Annotated in this window: 19 protein-coding genes; 12 read left to right on the top strand and 7 right to left on the bottom strand. The window is 65.9% G+C overall.

Annotation, left to right across the window (positions count from 1 at the left end):
• Nucleotides 1-73: 73 nt before the first annotated feature.
• Together QM699_RS01175 and QM699_RS01180 are read left to right on the top strand one after the other, a co-directional pair.
• Nucleotides 74-712 carry a TetR/AcrR family transcriptional regulator gene (locus QM699_RS01175; protein ID WP_415009442.1) on the top strand — a complete coding sequence of 213 codons (639 nt, stop codon included), beginning with the start codon at nucleotides 74-76 and terminating at the stop codon, nucleotides 710-712.
• A gap of 271 nt (nucleotides 713-983) precedes the next feature.
• Nucleotides 984-1,196 carry a hypothetical protein gene (locus tag QM699_RS01180; RefSeq protein WP_415009443.1) on the top strand — a complete coding sequence of 71 codons (213 nt, stop codon included), beginning with the start codon at nucleotides 984-986 and terminating at the stop codon, nucleotides 1,194-1,196.
• A 6-nt stretch (nucleotides 1,197-1,202) separates the two neighbouring features.
• Here QM699_RS01180 and QM699_RS01185 read toward each other — a convergent pair whose 3' ends face one another.
• The 7 genes from QM699_RS01185 to QM699_RS01215 all read right to left on the bottom strand — a co-directional run bounded on the left by QM699_RS01185 (nucleotide 1,203) and on the right by QM699_RS01215 (nucleotide 9,428).
• Nucleotides 1,203-2,849: an electron transfer flavoprotein-ubiquinone oxidoreductase gene (locus QM699_RS01185; RefSeq protein WP_415009444.1), complete on the bottom strand. Its 1,647-nt coding sequence runs from the start codon at nucleotides 2,847-2,849 to the stop codon at nucleotides 1,203-1,205.
• A gap of 78 nt (nucleotides 2,850-2,927) precedes the next feature.
• Nucleotides 2,928-4,169 (bottom strand): acetyl-CoA hydrolase/transferase family protein, encoded by a 1,242-nt coding sequence (locus tag QM699_RS01190; protein WP_415009445.1) that lies wholly within the window; start codon nucleotides 4,167-4,169, stop codon nucleotides 2,928-2,930.
• 70 nt (nucleotides 4,170-4,239) lie between these two features.
• Nucleotides 4,240-5,952: a flavin-containing monooxygenase gene (locus QM699_RS01195; protein ID WP_415009446.1), complete on the bottom strand. Its 1,713-nt coding sequence runs from the start codon at nucleotides 5,950-5,952 to the stop codon at nucleotides 4,240-4,242.
• An 8-nt stretch (nucleotides 5,953-5,960) separates the two neighbouring features.
• Nucleotides 5,961-6,758, bottom strand: a complete 798-nt coding sequence (locus QM699_RS01200; RefSeq protein ID WP_415009447.1) for an enoyl-CoA hydratase/isomerase family protein — start codon at nucleotides 6,756-6,758, stop codon at nucleotides 5,961-5,963.
• Nucleotides 6,759-6,765: 7 nt separating this feature from the next.
• The gene (locus QM699_RS01205; RefSeq protein WP_415009448.1) at nucleotides 6,766-8,688 is read right to left on the bottom strand and encodes an AMP-binding protein; all 1,923 of its coding nucleotides are present in this window, start codon (nucleotides 8,686-8,688) and stop codon (nucleotides 6,766-6,768) included.
• 129 nt (nucleotides 8,689-8,817) lie between these two features.
• Nucleotides 8,818-9,009 (bottom strand): hypothetical protein, encoded by a 192-nt coding sequence (locus QM699_RS01210; protein ID WP_415009449.1) that lies wholly within the window; start codon nucleotides 9,007-9,009, stop codon nucleotides 8,818-8,820.
• 50 nt (nucleotides 9,010-9,059) lie between these two features.
• Nucleotides 9,060-9,428, bottom strand: a complete 369-nt coding sequence (locus QM699_RS01215) for a cupin domain-containing protein (protein WP_415009450.1) — start codon at nucleotides 9,426-9,428, stop codon at nucleotides 9,060-9,062.
• Nucleotides 9,429-9,673: 245 nt separating this feature from the next.
• On the opposite strand from QM699_RS01215, the gene QM699_RS01220 reads away from it, so the two are divergent.
• From QM699_RS01220 to QM699_RS01265, 10 genes are all read left to right on the top strand, one after another.
• Nucleotides 9,674-10,429, top strand: a complete 756-nt coding sequence (locus QM699_RS01220; RefSeq protein WP_415009451.1) for an SDR family NAD(P)-dependent oxidoreductase — start codon at nucleotides 9,674-9,676, stop codon at nucleotides 10,427-10,429.
• 27 nt (nucleotides 10,430-10,456) lie between these two features.
• Complete coding sequence (locus QM699_RS01225; RefSeq protein ID WP_415009452.1) at nucleotides 10,457-11,020, top strand: nuclear transport factor 2 family protein; 564 nt, start codon at nucleotides 10,457-10,459, stop codon at nucleotides 11,018-11,020.
• Between the two features lie 6 nt (nucleotides 11,021-11,026).
• Complete coding sequence (locus tag QM699_RS01230) at nucleotides 11,027-12,181, top strand: NADH:flavin oxidoreductase/NADH oxidase (protein ID WP_415009453.1); 1,155 nt, start codon at nucleotides 11,027-11,029, stop codon at nucleotides 12,179-12,181.
• On the top strand, nucleotides 12,174-12,734 hold the full coding sequence (locus QM699_RS01235; RefSeq protein ID WP_415009454.1) for a nuclear transport factor 2 family protein: 561 nt from the start codon (nucleotides 12,174-12,176) through the stop codon (nucleotides 12,732-12,734). Before QM699_RS01230 ends, QM699_RS01235 begins: the two co-directional genes overlap by 8 nt.
• A gap of 173 nt (nucleotides 12,735-12,907) precedes the next feature.
• The gene (locus QM699_RS01240) at nucleotides 12,908-13,795 is read left to right on the top strand and encodes an HpcH/HpaI aldolase/citrate lyase family protein (protein ID WP_415009455.1); all 888 of its coding nucleotides are present in this window, start codon (nucleotides 12,908-12,910) and stop codon (nucleotides 13,793-13,795) included.
• A complete protein-coding gene (locus QM699_RS01245; RefSeq protein WP_415009456.1) occupies nucleotides 13,792-14,625 on the top strand; it encodes a MaoC family dehydratase N-terminal domain-containing protein in 834 nt (277 codons plus the stop codon). Before QM699_RS01240 ends, QM699_RS01245 begins: the two co-directional genes overlap by 4 nt.
• Nucleotides 14,622-15,485, top strand: a complete 864-nt coding sequence (locus tag QM699_RS01250) for a MaoC/PaaZ C-terminal domain-containing protein (RefSeq protein WP_415009457.1) — start codon at nucleotides 14,622-14,624, stop codon at nucleotides 15,483-15,485. Before QM699_RS01245 ends, QM699_RS01250 begins: the two co-directional genes overlap by 4 nt.
• 12 nt (nucleotides 15,486-15,497) lie before the next feature.
• Entirely contained in the window at nucleotides 15,498-16,547 is a 1,050-nt protein-coding gene (locus tag QM699_RS01255) for an acyl-CoA dehydrogenase family protein (protein WP_415009458.1), read from the top strand.
• A 3-nt stretch (nucleotides 16,548-16,550) separates the two neighbouring features.
• Nucleotides 16,551-17,714, top strand: a complete 1,164-nt coding sequence (locus QM699_RS01260) for an acyl-CoA dehydrogenase family protein (RefSeq protein ID WP_415009459.1) — start codon at nucleotides 16,551-16,553, stop codon at nucleotides 17,712-17,714.
• 12 nt (nucleotides 17,715-17,726) lie between these two features.
• On the top strand, nucleotides 17,727-18,641 hold the full coding sequence (locus QM699_RS01265) for an SDR family NAD(P)-dependent oxidoreductase (protein ID WP_415009460.1): 915 nt from the start codon (nucleotides 17,727-17,729) through the stop codon (nucleotides 18,639-18,641).
• The last annotated feature ends 3 nt before the right edge of the window (nucleotides 18,642-18,644 follow it).

Below are 18,644 nucleotides of genomic sequence, written 5' to 3' on the forward strand. Positions count from 1 at the left end.
GGATCTCCCGATGGACATGAATGGAGCCATGCACGAATGTAGCTGCTCTGTGATGAAAAGAAGTGGTTAAGAGATGGATATTGCGGCACCGATCGTGGCGGAGGGCGGAAAGACCCGCCGGCGCAAACGCGACAAGGCGACGCGCGATGAGATTCTTCTCGCCGCGGCCAACCTGATTGTCGACAAGGGCTTCATGGCCTGTACGATGCGGTCCATTTCCGAGCAGGTGAATATCCAGGCCGGCAGCCTCTACCATCATTTCGCCTCAAAGGACGAGATCGTGGTCGAGATCATGAATTCGGGCACCGCCATGCTGCTGGAGCAGGTCCGCCAATCGGTCGAGGAACTGGACCCCGGCACGCCTTTCGCACGGCGGCTGGAGATCGCCATGCGGACACATCTTGTCTGCAAGCTGGACCGCGATCTGCCCTTCATGCGGGTTTACGAACAACTCATGCCGGTCACCAAGCGTCAGGGGCGGCAGATGCGCCGGAAATATGCCGAACTCTGGATCGACATGATCGAGCAGGGCAAGCGTTCGGGCGAGGTGCGCCGCGACATCGACAGCGTGCCCTTCGTGTCCTATCTGCTGAGTTCGCTGAACAGCACCCCCGACTGGTTCAGCGCCGAACAGCTGCCGCGCGAGGAACTGATCGACATGATCCAGACCGTCGTCGAACGCGGAATCCTCGTGCAGGATCTCGGCGGCTGAAACGACCTTCCCTGGCCGGCAAGGCCACCTGCACGGTCATGTTTCCACAGTGGAAAGGCGCCGCATGATGCGGCGCCTTTTCGTACCCCTCCGCGGAGGGCCGTCTGACCGGGTTCGGATGATGGTGATAGGTACCCTTCCGGCGGGGGCCGCCGCCTGCACTCGGCGCCCGGATATCGCAGCCCAGCCCAGTTCGAGGAGGAGAACGCCCGGCCGCCGGTCAAAACCGCAGCCTGAGAATCCGTCCGCCCCGAGCGGCCCACTCCACGAGGTGGTCACCGAAGAGCGGGAGAAGACCGACCTCCCGGTCGAGCTCTGGGCGACGGACGAGCACCGGCTCGGCCTGAAGCCGGTGCGGCGCCGCATCTGGGCGCCGAAGGGGGAACGCCCCGTCGCCCTCGGCCACCATCGCTTCGAGTGGCTCTACGTCACCGCCTTCGTGGCGCCGGAGAGCGGCGAGACGGTCTCCCGATGCCGCCAATAGCCCCGATCACATGTTCGGGTAGTTCGGCCCGTCGCCGCCCTGCGGGGTCGTCCAGACGATGTTCTGGCTGGGGTCCTTGATGTCGCAGGTCTTGCAGTGCACGCAGTTCTGGAAGTTGATCTGGAACCGCGGCCCGCCCTCGCCCTCCAGCACCTCGTAGACCCCGGCCGGGCAATAGCGTTGCGCGGGCTCGGCATATTCCGGCAGGTTCACCGCAATCGGGACCGCAGGGTCGCGCAGCTTCAGGTGGCAGGGCTGGCTTTCCTCGTGGTTGGTGAAGGAGAACGCCACATTGGTCAGCCGGTCGAACGACAGCTTGCCGTCCGGGCGCGGGTAGTCGATGGGCTGGAAATCGGCGGCCTTGCCGGTCGCCTCGGCATCCGTCTTGCCGTGCTTCCAGGTCCCCAGCGGGTTCCAGCCGGTCACGTTCGCCACCCACATGTCGAAGCCCCCCAGCGCCAGGCTGGCCCAGAGCCCCAGCCGCGACCACAGCGGCTTGACGTTGCGCACCGGCTTCAGGTCCTTGGCGATCGGGCCCGAGCGCAGGTCGGCCTCGTAATCAGTCAACTCGTCGCCCTCGCGCCCCGCCGCGATGGCCGCCGCCGCCGCCTCGGCCGCTGCGATCCCGGACAGCATGGCGTTGTGGTTGCCCTTGATGCGCGGCACGTTCACCAGCCCGGCCGAGCAGCCCAGCAGCGCCGCCCCCGGCACGGTCAGTTTCGGGATCGACTGCCAGCCGCCCTCGGAGATCGCGCGGGCGCCGTAAGCCACGCGCTTGCCGCCCTGAAGCAACTCGGCGACCAGCGGGTGATGCTTGAAGCGCTGAAACTCCATATAGGGATACAGATAGGGATTCTTGTAGTTCAGGTGCACGACGAAGCCCACAAGCACCTGATTTCCCTCGAGATGATAGATGAAGCTGCCGCCGCCGGCATTCTTGCCGAGCGGCCAGCCCATGGTGTGGGTGACTGTGCCGGGGCGGGCCTTCTCGGCCGGGATCTCCCAGATCTCCTTCATGCCGATGCCGAATTTCTGCGGCTCATGGCCGGCGGACAGGTCGTATTTGTTGATGAGTTCCTTGGCGAGCGAGCCCCGAACCCCCTCGCAGATCAGCACGTATTTGCCGCGCAGCTCCATGCCGGGCTCATAGGCCGGGCCGGGCGTGCCGTCGGCCTCGAGGCCCATCTCGCCGGCGACCACGCCGGCGACGCGGTCACCCTCGTAGACCAGCTGCGAGCAGGCCATGCCGGGAAAGATTTCCACTTCCAGCGCCTCGGCCTGCTCGGCCATCCAGCGGCAAACATTGCCCATGCTGACGATATACTTGCCGTGATTGTTCATCAGCGGCGGCATCGGCCAGTTCGGCACGCGCACCTGGCCGGCCTCGCCGAGAATGTAGAAATTGTCCTCGGTGACTTCGGTGGTGATCGGCGCACCCTTTTCCTTCCAGTCGGGGATCAGCCGGTCGAGGCCCGAGGTGTCCAGCACCGCTCCCGACAGAATATGCGCTCCGATCTCGGACCCCTTCTCCAGCAGCACCACGGAAATCTCCGGGTTCACCTGCTTCAGACGGATCGCCGCCGACAGCCCCGAAGGACCGCCCCCAACGATCACCACATCGTAGTCCATCGAACTCGCGGGCGGTGCTGGCATCCTGATCGGTCATGGCTGGCCTCCCGGCTTACGAGTTCCATCTTCCCGGCTGATCCTGATGCCGGAGAATGCGAGTGATCACTGAAGTCCTTCGGCCAGTTCACGTTCCAGTTGCTCGCGGTGATCGGGATGGGCGATGGCGATCATGGCGCGGGTGCGGGCTGCGACGCCCAGCCCGCGCAGATCCGCCGCGCCATGTTCGGTGACGACGACGCAACCGTCACTGCGCGCCACGGTGGTGGGGCCGGAGAGCCGCGACACGATGCGGCTGCGTCGCCCGCTCGTCGAGGGCAGCGCCACGACCGGCACGCCGCCGGCGCTGTTGATCGCGCCGCGCAGGAAATCGTCGATGCCGCCCACCCCGCCCAGATAGCGCCCGCCGGCCTGTTCCGAATTGACCTGGCCGGTCAGATCGACCTCGATGGCCGAATTGATTGCGACGAAACGGTGCTGCGCCGCCAGGACGTTGCGGTCATGGGTATGATCGGTGCCGTGCATGACCAGTTCGGGGTTGCGATGGGCGAAGCGCCGTGCCGGCTCGCCGCCGATCAGAATGCCGCAGGTGCTGATGCCGCGATCCATCGGCTTGAAGCTGTTAGTCACGGCGCCCGAAGCGCAAAGCGCGGCCATGCCGTCGCCGAAGCTGCCGGTATGGACGCCCAGGTCGCGCCGGTCGTGCAGCGCGGAAAGCACGGCATCGGGAATGGCGCCAACGCCGGTCTGCAAGGTGGCGCCGTCCTCGACGAAATTGCCGACATTGCGGCCGATGGCTTCCTCGACCGGGCCGATCCGCGCCGGCGCGGATCCGGGCATCGCGGCGTCGGACTGGACGATCAGGTCGAAATCGCTTTCCCGCAGATAGGGGCCGCCGAAGGTCCAGGGCGCATCGCGCTGCACTTCGGCCAACACGACGCGGGCATGCTCGACCGCCGTGGTGACATATTCGCGCGCCATGCCCAAGCTGTAGCGACCCAGTTCGTCGGGTGGCGGAACCTGCAACATCACCACGTCGATTTTCAGCGCACCGCTGCGGATCAGCGCCGGCAGATGCGAATAGTGCACCGGCAGGATGTCCAGAACCCCGGCCTTCGCCAGGTCGCGATTGGTGCCGCTGCCGCAATAGGCGACCAGATCGAAATAATCCGCATGCTGCGGCTGGACGAGGCTGGACAGGCCGATGCCGAGGAACAGCCGGGTTCGCCCGATCTTCTCGCGATGCGCGATCAGGGCCCCGATCAGGGTCAGGGGCTCGGCATGGGACTGACCCCAGAGGATCGTGTCGCCGGGCCGGATCAGGCCGGAAAGATCGGGAAGGGTCATGCCGCAACCTGTGTCAGCGAAAAAGGGTGCCCCGCGTCATGCGGGACACCCGAAGATCATGCGTCAGGGTTCAGGCGTCCACCTTGGCCGGCGTCTTGGTAAAGCCGCGATAGTCGTTTTCCGACACCTCGTCCAACTTGGCGCGATAGCCGCCCGCGCCGCCCAGATAGGGGATGAACACGCGCGGCTTGCCCGGCACGTTGGCGCCCAGATACCAGGAATTCGCCTTGAGATACAGGGTGTTGCCGACCAGCTCCTGCACGTGGTCGAACCATTCCCGCTCGGGGCCGGGCTGGGCCTCGATAACGGCGATGTCATTGTCGCGCATGTATTGGATGCAGTCGGCGACCCATTCCACATGCTGCTCAATCGACACGGCCATGTTGTTCAGCGGTCCAGGGCTGAGCGGCCCGGTGAGCATGAACAGGTTCGGGAATTCGCTGGTCGCGATGCCCATATAGGCCTGCGGGCCGTCCTTCCACTTGTCGGTCAGCTTGCGCCCGCCGCGCCCTTCGACGTTCAGCTTCAGGATCGCGCCGGTCAGCGCGTCGTAGCCCGTCGCGAAGATCATCGCGTCGAACTCCATCTCCTCGCCGTTCTCAAGCAGGATGCCCTTCTCGGTGATCCGCTTGATCGGCGTCTCGTAGAGCGACACCAGCGAGACGTTGTCGCGGTTGAACGCCTCGTAGAAGGCGATGCTGAGGCAGGGCCGCTTGGTGCCGAAGGGATAGGTCCGGGGGATCAGCCGCTCGGCAATCTCGGGATCCTTGACGATGGAGCGGATCTTCTCGGCGAGGAAGTCGGCAACGGTCTTGTTTGCGGCCTCGTCGGCCAGCACGTCGGCATAGGTCATGCGGAAGGCCAGCAGGTGCCCCTTTTCACCCCACGCGGATTCGTATTTCGCCCGCCGCTCTTCCTCGGATACCTCGAATGCCTTGGTGGTCGGGAATTCCGCCGGGATACCATATCGGTTCTCGCGCGAGATGGCGCGGCGCTCGGGGTAGGTCGCCTTGACCTCGTTCAGCAATTCCTCGGTCAGCTTGTAGTTGTCGGTCGGCACGCAATAGACCGGCGTGCGCTGGAACACGGTCAGATGGCTGGCCTGCTGCGCCACGATCGGCGTAACCTGAATACCCGACGAGCCGGTGCCGATCTGGGCAACCCGCAAGCCGGTGAAGTCGACCGGCTCGTGCGGCCACTGCCCGGTGTGATACCACTTGCCCTTGAAGTCCTCGAGGCCGTCGATCTCCGGGGGCTTGGGCTTGGACAGCACGCCGACGGCGCTGATCAGGAATTGCGCGTCGACCGTGTCGCCTTCCTCGGTCGTCACCGTCCAGCGACCCGTCGCATCGTCGAATTTCGCCGAATTGACGCGGGTGTTGAACTTGAAATGCGGCCGCAGATCATAGCGGTCGGCGACATGGGAGAGATAGCTGAGGATCTCGGGCTGAGCAGCGTAGCGCTCCGTCCAGTTCCATTCCTGTTGCAGGTCGTTGTCGAAGGAAAACGAATAGTCGAAGCTTTCCAGATCGACGCGCGCACCCGGATAGCGGTTCCAGTACCAGGTGCCGCCGACGTCGCCGCCCGCCTCGAAACCCTGGATCTTCAACCCCATGTCGGTCAGGCGCTTGGTCATGTACATGCCCGACATGCCGGCACCGATGATCACCGCATCGACCGAAGCCGTAATGATGTCCTTAGCCATCGTTATCCTCCTCTGGTTAGCAGCTGCGCCAGTCTGACAGGCGCATCGTGTCTGTAAACAGGCCTTCCGATCCGGCATCCCGCGCGTCACCTGTTGCCGAAATCCGGCGTGCGTTTCTCCAGATGCGAGTTGAGCCCTTCCTTGACCTCGGGGCCGCCGAAGCCCAGAAGCTCCAGCGCCAGCGAGGCATCGAACGCGGGACCGGCCGAACGCATCCAGTTGTTCAGCGAATGCTTGGTCCAGCGGATCGCGGTCGGCGCGCCATTGGCCAGCCGGATCGCGACATCCATCGCCTTGTCCTGCAATTCCTCGGGTTCGACCGCCAGCGACACCAGGCCGATGCGCTCTGCTTCCTCTCCCGTCAGCGGCTCGCACAACATCAGGTAGTATTTCGCCTTGGCGATCCCGCAGAGCAGGGGCCAGATGATCGCGGCATGGTCGCCCGCCACGACGCCGAGGCGCGTATGGCCATCGACCAGCTTCGCCTTTTTCGAGGCGATGGAGATGTCCGCCAGCAGCGCCGCCACCAGCCCCGCCCCAACCGCGGGTCCCTGGATGGCCGAGACGATGGGCTTCTCACAGTCGAGGATATTGTGGACCAGTTCCCGCGCCTCGTGCCACATGCGCACGCGGGCCTGAAAGTCGTCGATCAGCTCCTGCACCAGACTGAAATCGCCGCCCGCCGAGAAAGCCCGTCCTTCGGCACACAGCAGAACCGAGCGCACCGCATCATCCTTGTGGATCTGCCCCCAGACATCGGTCATCTCGGCATGACCCATCTTGTCCAGCGTGTTCAGGCTGTCGGGCCGGTTAAGCGTCAGGCGCAGCACGCCGGGATGGGGCATGTCGGCGGCGAAGGCAGTGTAGTGCGAGTAGGCGTCCATCACGACCTCACTTGCCAAGGGCGGCGATTTCATCCAGCGCGCCGGGATTGTCCAATGAGGACAGGTCGCCCAGCTTTTCCGCACCATAGGCCTGCCGGATCAGGCGGCGCATGATCTTGCCGGATCGGGTCTTGGGCAGTTGCTTTACAACATGCACCTTGGACGGCTTGAAGGGCTTGCCTAACCGGTCGCCCACTGCATTGGCCACGCGCTTGGTCAGGTCGTCCTTGTCGCCGTCAAAGCCCGGCATGGGCAGCACGAAGACAATCAGCTTCTGCCCCTTTAGTGCATCGGCAAGACCGACGGCGGCGGCCTCGCTGATCTCGGGCATTTCCAAAACGACTTCCTCAACCTCGGCCGGCCCCAGGCGCTTGCCCGCGACCTTGAGCGTGTCGTCGGACCGGCCCATGACCACGAAAGCGCCATCGGGCGATTTCACCGCCAGGTCGCCGTGGACCCAACAGCCGGGGATCGTGGACCAGTAGCTGTCGATGTAGCGTTCATCGTCCTGCCAGAAACTGGCGGTCATGCCGATGAAGGGGGCGCGGATCACCACCTCGCCCACTTCGCCGATGATCGGGTTGCCCTCGGGGTCGGTCACGGTCACGTCGATGCCTGGCGACGACGTGTTGAAACCTCCCGGCGCGATCGGCTTGACCTGCACCGAGGCCAGCAGCGCGCCCGAAACCTCGGTCCCGCCGGTGTAGTTGATGACCGGGCTGCCGTTGCCGGCAAAGACGTTCTGATACCACTGGAAATGCTCGGAGTCGATCACCTCGCCCGCCGTGATCAGCAGCTGCACGGTCGAGCGGTCGTGCTTCAGCGTCAGCTCCTCGTTGGCGGCAAAGCCGCGGATCAGCGTTGGGGCGGAACCGTAGTGGGTGATCTTGTGGCGCTCGACCAGGCTGCCCATGCGCGACCAGTCGGGGAAATCCGGCGCGCCGGAATACAGCACCAGCGTCGCCCCGCGCAGCAGCGCCGTGGACAGGACCAGCGTTCCCGCGATCCAGCCCATGTCGGCGGGCCAGCAGAAGACGTCGCCCGGCCCCACGTTGAAATGCACCGCCGAGTCATGCGCGATGCGCAGCGGGAAGCCGCCATGGGTATGGACCGGTCCCTTGGGCTTGCCGGTGGTGCCCGAGGTGTAGATCACCATGAAGGGATCCATCGGCCCCATGCTCTCGGCGGGTCGGCTGTCGTCCTCGGCCTCGGCAACCTCATTCCAGGTCAGGTCGCCGTCCGGGATGGTCACGCCGGGCGCGTCCTTCCAGATGATCCGCTGGACCGAGGGCAGGTGCTTGCGGGCCTCCTGCATCACCGACTGCATGTCCACGTACTTGCCGCGCCGCCCGAAGCCGGTGGTGGCGATGACCGCCTTTGCCGCGCTCGGCTCCAGCCGCGATATCACCGCCTCATGCCCGAAGCCCGAGAACAGCGGCACCATGATCGCGCCGATATAGGGGATGGCCAGCGCGGACACCGTCGCCTCGATGCCGTTGTCCATCAAGAGGCCGACCCGGTCGCCGCGCCCGATCCCCTGCTGGCGCAGCCCGTGCGCGAAGCGGCGCACCAGCACGGCCAGTTCAGCGAAGGTCAGTTTGCGGACAGAGCCGTCCTCGGCCTCGTCGATGACGGCGATGCGGTCGGGCGTCGTTTCGGCATTGGCCAGAACGGTATTGACCCAGTTCAGCCTTGCCCCCGGCCACCATTGCGGGAACTCCTTGCCGCGCGACAGGTCCACATAGCCGTCGGGTGCCGTGTCCCACTTGATGCCCAGAAAGTCTGCGGCGGCCTGCCAGTAGACGTCGGGCTTTTCCACCGACAGCGCCAACAGCGCGTCATAATCGGGAACGCCCAACTTCTGGGCCAGCTTCAGGACGTGGGCGCTGTCGAAATGGCGCTGTTCCGGGGACCAGGGTTGCGGATTCATCGTTCCTCCTCCGGTTGCCACGGCGGCCTGCGGCCCTCTGCGCGGCGTCTTTCCAGCCATACATATCCGCTTGCCACACCGGCAAGGATCTCGCCTCCGCCAAGTTCCGCCATGTCATATAGGCTGGCCCTATATGCCGACCTTGTCCGCCAGCGCGTAAACGCCGTTGGCGGCCATGATGATGGCGATCAGCCAGGCAAGCGACCACAGCCCCACGCCCGAGGAAGCTAGCCCCAGAGTCTGCATCAGGTTGGTCAGGGCAGTGCAGACCCCTAGCGATTCGTTGACCCTCCCGTCGGGCGCGGCGCTGTAGATCAGCATCAACGCGACGAAACTGCCGTTGATCCAGAACGCGACGCTGCCCGACCGTCTCAGCCGCGCAGGAACGCGCTTTCGCTGTCGATCCAGTCCTGCCGCGGCGGGGTGAACATGTCATACTCCAGCGTATCCTCCAGCGCCTCGACGGCATGGAGCAGGTCCGATGGAATGACGATGACCTCGCCCGCCGCGACGACCACGGTATCCTCGCCCTTATCGCCAAGCGTGAACTTCAGGCACCCGCGCAGGACATGGGTGAACTGCTCGTTCTCGTGTCGGTGCGGCGGCACGCTGTCGCCCTTCTCGAAGGTGACCTCGCCCAGCATCATCCTGTCGCTGGTCACATAGCGGCGCGTGATGTTGCCGCGCAGGGCTTCAAGCGGGCGTTCCCGCCAGATGTGATGACTGGCCTTGCCGTTCATGCTGCCCCGTCGTGCTGGATGAGGCAAAGGCTAGTCCCGCGCCCCTCCCGCCACAACTGCGGCTGGCGGCGCGCAGACGCGGCATAGGAAAACCCTTCACCCCCGCAAGGGCGTGGCAATCGCCTGAGGGAACCGGCCCCATTGTCTGAAATGGTGTTTGACTGTTCATTTTCAGCGGCAACCCGACGTCGTGCAACGCGCATGTCGCGCGCGGGGCCGGGATATTCACCCACGGAGGACATAGGATGCTGATCGAGAACAAGACCGCCGTCGTCACCGGCGCCGCCTCGGGGATCGGCGCTGCGATCGCCGAGCGCCTGGCCGAGGAAGGCGCGCATGTGATCCTGACCGACGTGGACGACGCGCGCGGCGAGGAACTGACGCAACAGTTGGTCGGGCGCGGGCTGAAGGCCGAATACATCCACTGCGACAGCGGAGATTTGGAGTCCATCGCGGCGATGACGCAGCGGGCCATCGACAAGCATGGCCGGATCGACGTGCTGGTCAACAACGCCGGCGTGACGCGCAAGATCAAGTTTTTGGACCTGACGCCGAAGGATTGGGACTGGATCCAGAACATCAATACGCGCGGGCTGTTCTTCACCATGCAGGGTTTTGCCCGCCACATGGCCGAGAAGGGTGGCGGAGTCGTCGTCAACATCGCCTCCATCGCGGGCAAGGGAGCGAAGGCGACCTCCAACGCCTCCTATGCCGGCTCCAAGGCCGCGGCCGTGGTGATGTCGCGCGTGGCCGCGACGGAGATGGGTCCCAGCCGCGTGCGCGTGAACTCGGTCTGCCCCGGCGCGACCCGGACGCCCCTGCTGGACGACCTGGAAAAGGCCAATCCCTCCGGATTCCAGAAGATGCTGGACGAGACCGCGCTCGGCCGCTTCGCCACGCCGCGCGACATTGCCGATTGCGTGCTGTTCCTCGCGTCGGACTTGTCGAGCAGCATCACCGGCCAGTCCATCAACGTCGACAACGGCATGATGTGGGATTGACGCCTGCCGAATAACGGAGGGAAACCAATGTCCGCCGAATTTCAGAGACTGATCGACAAGGACCAGATCCGCGACGCGATGTTGCGCTACTGCCGCGGCGTTGACCGGCGCCAATGGGATCTGGTGCGCGACGCGTTCTTCGAGGATGCGACCGACCATCACGCGGACTTCAAGGGCGCGATTCCCGACTTCATCTCTTGGATCGAGCCCCAGCATGCGCAGGTGGCCAAGTCCTCGCATGTGCTGGGCAATATCCTTATCGAATTCGCCAGCGACAGCGTCGCCGTGGTGGAATCCTACTTCGTCGTCAACCTGGAGCTCGGACCCGAGGCATCGGGCCACCGCAGGCAATTCGTCGACGACGGGTCCAAGGACGCCCCGGGGCGGGTCAAGCTGGACGTCCATGGCCGCTATGTGGATCGCTTCGAGAAGCGGGACGGCGAATGGCGCGTGGCGAAACGGCAGACGGTATTCGATTCTCAGCATTCGCGCCCGCTGCTCGGCAATGTCGACGAGAACACGCAATGGGCGTTGGGCCGCCGCGACGCCGAGGACGCCGTCTTCCAGGCCCGCCGCGACGCGGGCCTTTGACGCAAAATGCGGGAAACCCGGCTGTTCAGCCCCTTCCGGCTGCGGGATGTGACGTTCCGCAACCGGATCGCGATCTCGCCCATGCAGGTCTACATGGCCGGCCAGGATGGGCTGGCCAATGACTGGCATCTGCAGCATCTAGGGAAGTTCGCCGCCGGCGGCGCGGGCCTCGTCTTTACCGAAGGGCTGATCATCCATCCGCTGGGGCGCAGCAGCTATGGCGATTGCGGGATCTGGTCGGACGACCATATCGCGCCCCTACGCCGCATAACCGACCTGCTGCATGCCGAAGGCGCCGTGGCCGGGGCGCAACTGCACCATGCCGGCGCCAAGGCCGCGCGCCGCCGCGCCTGGGACGATTTCCGCGCGCTGGACGATGAGGACGCGGCCAGGGGCGAGCCGCCCTGGCAGCCGATGGGCGTCAGCGCCGCGCGTGTCGTGGCCAAATACCACGCCCCTCGCGCGATGAGCGATGCCGAGGTGGCGGCGGTCCCCGGCCTGTTCGCCGACGGCGCCCGGCGGGTCGATGCCGCGGGCTTCGACGTGGCCGAGATCCATGCCGCGCACGGCTATCTGATCCATTCCTTCCTCAGCCCGATCTCGAACGACCGCACCGGCCCCTATGGCGGCGACATGGCCGGGCGCATGCGCCTCGCGCTGGAGGTGGCCGAAGCCGTCCGGGCGGTCTGGCCCGAGGGCAAGCCGCTGTTCTTCCGCCTGTCCTGCATCGACGGGCTGGAGGGCGGCTGGAGCATCGAGGACAGCATCCGCCTTGCGACCGAGCTGCGCCTGCGCGGCGTCGATCTGATCGACTGCTCCTCGGGCGGCATCCGCTCGACCAGCTCCATCGCCGCGGCGGGCAGCCCGCCCCTGGGTTATCAGGTGCCGCACGCCGCCCGCATCCGCCGCGAGGCCGGGATCGCCACCATGGCAGTGGGTCTGATCATCCAGCCGGAACAGGCCGAGATTATCCTGCAGCAGGACGACGCCGACCTGATCGCCATTGGCCGGGTTGTGCTGGAAAACCCGAACTGGCCCCTGACCGCCGCCTATCGGCTGGGCTCTGATCCCGACCGGAAGACATGGCCGAAGCCCTATGGTTGGGCCCTGCGCGGACTGGATGCGGCAAGGTCGGACAATGCGGAGGAAACCGGTGCTTGAAGATCAGGTCCGCGAGCTTGTCGCCGAAAGCCGCATCAGGCAGGCGATGTGCCGCTATGCCCGTGGCGTGGACCGCATGGATCCGGACCTGATTCGCTCGGCCTTCCACGACGATGGCTGGGACGATCACGGCCCGTTCCGGGGCAATGTCGAGGGGCTGGTCGACTGGGTGATGCGCCGCCATGTGCATCTGCCCAATGCCGTGCATTTCCTTGGCAATTGCTCGATCGAATTCGCCGGGCCGGATGTCGCGCTGGTCGAAAGCTACTACATCGCACTGCTGCGCTATTCGCGCGAGGCGGGGGAATCGCACCGCTTCCTGAACGGCGAGATGCCGAACGGAGAAGTGGATGTCACCATAACCGGCCGCTACATCGACCGCTTCGAGTGCCGCGACGGCGAATGGCGCATTGCCCGCCGCAAGAACGCGTTCGACAATATGCGCATCGCCAAGGCCACCGCCGATCCCGGCACGACGACCGAAAACTGGGCTGCTCGCGACAGGTCGGACCCGCTGTATGAGATGATACGGGACGTATTCGAAGAAGAGTGACGGCCCCGATCTGCAGCCGGCCCATAGGTCGATGCTATGGGTTTGAACAATTGCCCACAATCACTTTCGATGGAAAACGGGCATAGGCTGTGGGAACAGTCGGACAACCCCTTGCGGGCTTGGCCAGAGGCCGCGTCTCGGGGGTGTCTGGCCGGATAAGCGCGGAGTTGCGAATGGCATCGGACATCGGAAGCGGGGCACTGCGCAGCCTTCTGTTCTGCCCCGGCTCGGACGACCGCCGGATGGGCAAGGCGATGGCGGCCGGCGCGGATGCGGTGATCTTCGACCTTGAGGATTCGGTCGATCCCTCGGCCAAGGAGAAGGCGCGCGAATTGACGGCGCGGGTCCTGGCCGGACCGCGCGAACTGCCGGTCGTGGTGCGGGTGAACGCCGCCGACACCGGCTGGCATCTGGCCGATCTTGCCGCCGTGGTCCGTGGGCACCCCGATGCGATCATGTTGCCGAAATGCGCATCGGCGCGGGACTTGCAGCAACTCGCCGACCGGCTGGACGTGCTGGAAGCCGCCTATGGCATTGCGCCGGGCAGCATCGCCATCCTGCCGTTGATAACGGAAAGCGCCGCCGCGCTGCATGAGCTTGATTACCGCGACGCGACACCCCGGTTGGTCGCGCTGTGCTGCGCGGGCGAGGACCTGGCCTCGGACCTGGGCGTACAGGCGCGCGCGGATGGGCAGATGAACGGCTTGCTGGTGCAGGCCCGCCGCATGGTCGCCATCGCCGCCGCCGCCGCGGGCGTGCGCGCCATCGACACGCCCTTTCCCGACCCCCGCGACCCCGAGGGGCTGGAGAACGAGACCCGCGACGCGGCGTCGCTGGGCTTTGCCGGCAAGCTCTGCATCCATCCCGGCCAGGTCGCCGCGGTGCACGAGGCACTGCGCCCCACGCCCGAGCGCGTCGCCTGGGGCCACGCGGTTATCGCGGCGCTGGAGGGCGCGTCGCAGGGCGTCGCAACGGTGGACGGCAAGATGGTGGACATCGCCCATCTGCGGCTGGCGCATCGCTATGTCCAGATGGCCGGAACGCAGGAGGGCGCGGCATGACCGCAATCGACATCGAGCGTCTGCAAACCTGGATCGGCCGGACGGAGGAAAGCCGCGACATAGTCGCCCCCGGGCACGCCGCGCGCCTCGCGGCACTGCTGGACCGCGGTGCCCCGCAACCGGGCGAGGCGCTGCCGCCCCTGTGGCACTGGGCCTATTTCACCCCCACCGCGCCGCAATCGCAGATCGGTCCGGACGGGCACCCCAAGCGCGGCGGCTTCATGCCGCCCGTGCCGCTGCCGCGACGGATGTGGGCGGGCGGGCGGCTGACCTTCCACGCGCCGCTGCACGTCGGCGAGGAAGCCCATCGGGAGACCGAGATCCTGTCGCTGACCGAGAAAACCGGCCGCCAGGGCGCGCTGGTCTTCCTGACGCTGAAGCACAGCCTGTCGAACGCGGCGGGCCTCGTCATCGAGGAAGAGCAGGACATCGTCTATCGCGAACCCTCGACCACCAGCCGCCCCGCCGCTGCGGCCGATGAGCCTGCGGCCGACTGGCGCGACCCGCTGGATCCCGATCCGGTGTTGCTCTTCCGCTATTCGGCGCTGACCTTCAACGGCCACCGCATCCACTACGACCTGCCCTATGCGACGGCCGAGGAAGGCTATCCCAGCCTTGTCGTCCAGGGGCCGCTGACCGCCACCCTGCTGATGGAGGGGTTTGTCCGCCATACCGGCATCTTGCCTCGCACCTACAGTTTTCGCGGTCAGGCGCCGCTGTTCGTGGACGGGCCGATGCGCATCTGCGGCCGCAAGACCGCCGAGGGCCATGACCTCTGGGCCGAGGGACCGGGCGGCTATACCGGCATGAGCGCCAGGGTGACCGCATGAGCATCGACATCGACAAGCTGATGCGCCTGCCGATTCCGGTGGTGCGCCAGACGTTGACCCCGCGCGACATCGCCTTCTATGCGCTGTCGATCGGCATGGGGCGCGATCCGCTGGATGCGCGGCAGTTGCCCTATGTCGATCCGCTGCAAGGGCCGAAGGTGATGCCCGCCATGGTACTGGTCATGGCGCATCCGGGCTTCTACCTGGGGCATCCCGACTCGGGCGTGGACCCCAAGGGCGTGCTGCACGCCGACCAGGCCATCGAAATCACCGGCACGATCCCGGCCGAGGGCGAGGTCGAGAGCCGCACCCGCATCACCGAAGTCATCGACAAGGGCGAGGGCAAGGCGGCGCTCATCCTGGCCGAGACCGAGCTTTCCGCCGAAGGCGCCGTCTTCGCGCGGCTGAACCGCACCACCTTCATCCGCGGCGGCGGCGGCTTCGGCGGACCTTCCGCCCCTGCCAACCCGGCCCCCGTGCGCCCCGCGCCGGAAGGTCCTCCCGACTATGTCGTCGATCTGGACACCGGGGGCGAGCAGGCGTTGCTCTATCGTCTGAACGGCGACCTGAACCCGCTGCACAGCGACCCGGAACTTGCCCGCAAGCTGGGTTTCGAGCGCCCGATCCTGCACGGGCTTTGCACCATGGGCGTAGTCTGCCACGCGCTCCTGCGTGCGCTTGGCGACTATCGTGCGGACGCGATGCGCAAGGTCTCGCTGCGCTTTTCAAAACCCGTCTCTCCGGGCGAGACGATCCGCACCGAAATCTGGAACGACGGCGCGTTTCGCGCCAGCGTTCCTTCCCGCGACGCCATCGTGATCGAGGGTGGCCTTGCCATCTTCGACAAATCCAACCCCTGACCGGAGCAGAGCATGATCGACGCCGATATCCTCTCCTCGCTGGACATGATCCGCGACTCGGCGCGCGGCATCGTGACCCGTGGCGACCTGAGCCGTATCCGCAACCTGCGCTATGAGGCGCCCGGCTTCGACCGCGCGGTCTGGTCGGAGATGTGCGAACTGGGCTGGCCCGCCCTGCGCCTGCCCGAGGACAAGGGCGGGGTCGAACTGGGCCTGCTGGCCTATGCCGCGCTGGCTGAGGAACTAGGCCGGGGGCTGGTGCCGGAGCCGCTGATCCCCGCCCTGCTGGCATCGAGCCTGCTGGAAGGCGAGGCGCTGGAGGCGCATCTGACCGGAGAAAAGCTGGTGATCCCAGCTTGGCAGGATGCGCGCGGCACGCTGGCCCCGCAAGGCCCGTTGAGTATGGCGGACGGCAAGCTGACGGCAACGAAGCTCTATGTGTCGGCCGGGGCCGATGCGTTCCTGGTCATCGGCGAGGGTCAGGCCGCACTGGTCGAGGCCGACGCGCCGGGCGTCACCGTGGAAAGCTTCGGCGCGCAGGACGGCAGCAGCATGGTCACGCTGAAGATCGACGCCGCGGCCTGCACCGCATGGGATGCCGATGCCGCCCCCGCGCTGGCCGAGGCCGCGCTGGCCAGTGCGGCCTATCTGCTGGGCACGATGCAGACGGCGGTCGAGATGACGGTCGACTACCTGAAAACCCGCGTCCAGTTCGGCAAGACCATCGGCAATTTCCAGATCCTGCAGCACATGGCCGTGGACATGAAGCTGGAAACCGAAGTGGTCTCGGCCAGCATCGAACAGGCGGCGCTGCAATGGGACGAGGAAGGCCCGACCGCGGGTGCCTATGCCTCGATCTCGCGCGCCAAGGCGCGGGCGGCGACGGCCGCGATGAAGGTCGCGCGCAACGCGGTGCAACTGCATGGCGGCATCGGCTTCACCGATGAGCATGATATCGGCCTGTGCCTGCGCAAGGCGATGGTGATGGCCCCGGCCTTCGGCGGCGCCAGGCAGCACCGCGCCAATTTCGCCCGGCTGACACCCATAACCGAGGAGGCGTGATCAATGGCCTATGAGGAATTCCGCCGCGAGGATTACAACGCGCTCTCCGACGACGAGTTCCGCGTGCTGATCCGCCGCTTCCTGACCGAGTACCACCCCGCGAACATCCGCCATCCGGCCAAGCGGCTGCACTGGGAGGACGCGGAGCCGTGGTACATGATCCTCTCGCAGGTCGGCTGGCTCGCCCCGAACTGGCCCGTGAAATACGGCGGCATGGGGCTGAACCCCGGCAAGCAGCTCATCTATGTCGAGGAATTCGAGGGCTTCGGGGCCGCGCGCACCCCGGACCACGGCATGATGCTGCTGGGGCCGCTCCTCATCAACTACGGCTCGGAGGAGCAGAAGGCACATTTCCTGCCGAAGATCCTCTCGGGCGAACATATCTGGTGCCAGGGCTATTCCGAGCCGGGCGCGGGCTCCGACCTTGCCGGGCTGCGCACCGAGGCGGTGCTCGACGGCGAGGAATGGGTGGTGAACGGCCAGAAGATCTGGACCACGCTGGCGGGCGACGCCGACTGGATCTTCTGCCTCGTGCGCACGGACAAGACCGGCAAGAAGCAGGAGGGCATCAGCTTCCTGCTGATCCCGCTCGATACGCCCGGCATCACCATCCGCCCGATCATCAACCTGGAGCTGGACGACGAATTCTCGGAAGTGTTCTTCGACAACGTGCGCGTGCCGAAGGGCAATATCGTGGGGGAGGTCAACCAGGGCTGGACGATGGCGAAGAACCTGCTCGGCTTCGAGCGGATCTTCCTCGGCGGGCCGCGTCAGTCCTCGGGCGCGCTCAGCAAGCTGCGCCGGCTGGGTCAGCATTACGGGCTGCTGGAGAATCCGGGCTTCATTGATGCCTATGCCGGCTTCCGCATGGAGTTGGAGGACCATCAGGCGATCTTCTCCCGCGTGGCCGACAAGCTGCGCCGGGGCGAGCGTCTGGGAGCGGAGACGAGCTTCCTGAAGCTGAACCAGACCAGCCTCTACCAACGCATCACCGAATACGGGCTAGAGTTGATGGCCGAGGATGGCGGGCGGCTGGAGCCGCTGGAGGGCTCGAACGACCTCGCCATGCCGATGCAGTTTCTGAACGCCCGCGCATCCACGATCTATGGCGGCACCACGCAGGTGCAGAAGAACATCCTGGCCAAGGCCGTCCTTGACCTGCCCTGAGGGAGAGAAGGCATGAGTGGAATTCTGGAAGGCAAGGTCGCGCTGGTCACTGGAGCGGGGGGCGGCATCGGCAAGGCCATCGTGGTGGCAATGGCCCGCGCGGGCGCCTCGGTCGTGATCAACGACATCGGCGTGTCGCTCTCCGGCGAGGGCGGATCGGCCAGCCCGGCCGAGGAGGTCAAGGCCGAGATCGAGGGCTTCGGTGGCAAGGCGGTCATCAGTACGGAATCGGTGTCCGAATGGGAGGCCGCGCAGCGCATGGTCGGGCTGGCGAAAGACAGTTTCGGCCGGCTGGACATCGTGGTGAACAACGCCGGCATCCTGCGTGACGCGATGTTCCACAAGATGACGCCGGAGCAATGGCTGTCGGTCGTTGGCGTCCACCTGAATGGCGCCTTCTTCGTCAGCCGCGCGGCGGCGGAAATCTTCCGCGAGCAGGAAACCGGCTCGTTCATCCACATGGTCTCGACCTCGGGGCTGATCGGCAATCTGGGGCAGTCGAACTATTCGGCGGCCAAGCTGGGCGTGGTCGGCCTGTCCAAGTCGATCGCGCTGGACATGAAACGCTACAACGTGCGCTCGAACTGCATCGCGCCCTTCGCCTGGGGCCGGATGACCTCGAACATCCCGGCGGAAACTCCGGACCAGATCGCCCGGGTCGAGAACCTCAAGAAGATGACCCCGGAAAAGAACGCGCCGCTGGCGGTATTCCTGGGCTCTGATGCGGCGAAGGACGTGACCGGGCAGATCTTCTCGACCCGGATGAACGAGCTGTTCCTGCTCAGCCAGAACCGCCCGATCCGCTCGGTCCACACCGCCGGGGACTGGACGCCGGAAACCGTCCGCGACCACGCCATTCCGGCGTTGCGATCCTCATTCTTCCCGCTGGATCGCAGCCAGGACGTGTTCACCTGGGACCCCTGCTGACAC

The sequence above is a fragment of the Amaricoccus sp. genome, assembly GCF_047602525.1.
Classification (GTDB): domain Bacteria; phylum Pseudomonadota; class Alphaproteobacteria; order Rhodobacterales; family Rhodobacteraceae; genus Amaricoccus.

What these genes read in the sequence shown, in the direction of transcription:
- QM699_RS01265 (WP_415009460.1), top strand. Translation starts at nt 17,727, where the DNA reads ATGAGTGGAATTCTGGAAGGCAAGGTCGCGCTGGTCACTGGAGCGGGG.
- QM699_RS01210 (WP_415009449.1), bottom strand. Translation starts at nt 9,009, where the DNA reads ATGCTGATCTACAGCGCCGCGCCCGACGGGAGGGTCAACGAATCGCTA.
- QM699_RS01240 (WP_415009455.1), top strand. Translation starts at nt 12,908, where the DNA reads ATGGCATCGGACATCGGAAGCGGGGCACTGCGCAGCCTTCTGTTCTGC.
- QM699_RS01230 (WP_415009453.1), top strand. Translation starts at nt 11,027, where the DNA reads ATGCGGGAAACCCGGCTGTTCAGCCCCTTCCGGCTGCGGGATGTGACG.
- QM699_RS01195 (WP_415009446.1), bottom strand. Translation starts at nt 5,952, where the DNA reads ATGCCGGATCGGAAGGCCTGTTTACAGACACGATGCGCCTGTCAGACT.
- QM699_RS01260 (WP_415009459.1), top strand. Translation starts at nt 16,551, where the DNA reads ATGGCCTATGAGGAATTCCGCCGCGAGGATTACAACGCGCTCTCCGAC.
- QM699_RS01185 (WP_415009444.1), bottom strand. Translation starts at nt 2,849, where the DNA reads ATGCCAGCACCGCCCGCGAGTTCGATGGACTACGATGTGGTGATCGTT.
- QM699_RS01175 (WP_415009442.1), top strand. Translation starts at nt 74, where the DNA reads ATGGATATTGCGGCACCGATCGTGGCGGAGGGCGGAAAGACCCGCCGG.
- QM699_RS01255 (WP_415009458.1), top strand. Translation starts at nt 15,498, where the DNA reads ATGATCGACGCCGATATCCTCTCCTCGCTGGACATGATCCGCGACTCG.
- QM699_RS01190 (WP_415009445.1), bottom strand. Translation starts at nt 4,169, where the DNA reads ATGACCCTTCCCGATCTTTCCGGCCTGATCCGGCCCGGCGACACGATC.
- QM699_RS01245 (WP_415009456.1), top strand. Translation starts at nt 13,792, where the DNA reads ATGACCGCAATCGACATCGAGCGTCTGCAAACCTGGATCGGCCGGACG.
- QM699_RS01215 (WP_415009450.1), bottom strand. Translation starts at nt 9,428, where the DNA reads ATGAACGGCAAGGCCAGTCATCACATCTGGCGGGAACGCCCGCTTGAA.
- QM699_RS01205 (WP_415009448.1), bottom strand. Translation starts at nt 8,688, where the DNA reads ATGAATCCGCAACCCTGGTCCCCGGAACAGCGCCATTTCGACAGCGCC.
- QM699_RS01250 (WP_415009457.1), top strand. Translation starts at nt 14,622, where the DNA reads ATGAGCATCGACATCGACAAGCTGATGCGCCTGCCGATTCCGGTGGTG.
- QM699_RS01225 (WP_415009452.1), top strand. Translation starts at nt 10,457, where the DNA reads ATGTCCGCCGAATTTCAGAGACTGATCGACAAGGACCAGATCCGCGAC.
- QM699_RS01220 (WP_415009451.1), top strand. Translation starts at nt 9,674, where the DNA reads ATGCTGATCGAGAACAAGACCGCCGTCGTCACCGGCGCCGCCTCGGGG.
- QM699_RS01200 (WP_415009447.1), bottom strand. Translation starts at nt 6,758, where the DNA reads ATGGACGCCTACTCGCACTACACTGCCTTCGCCGCCGACATGCCCCAT.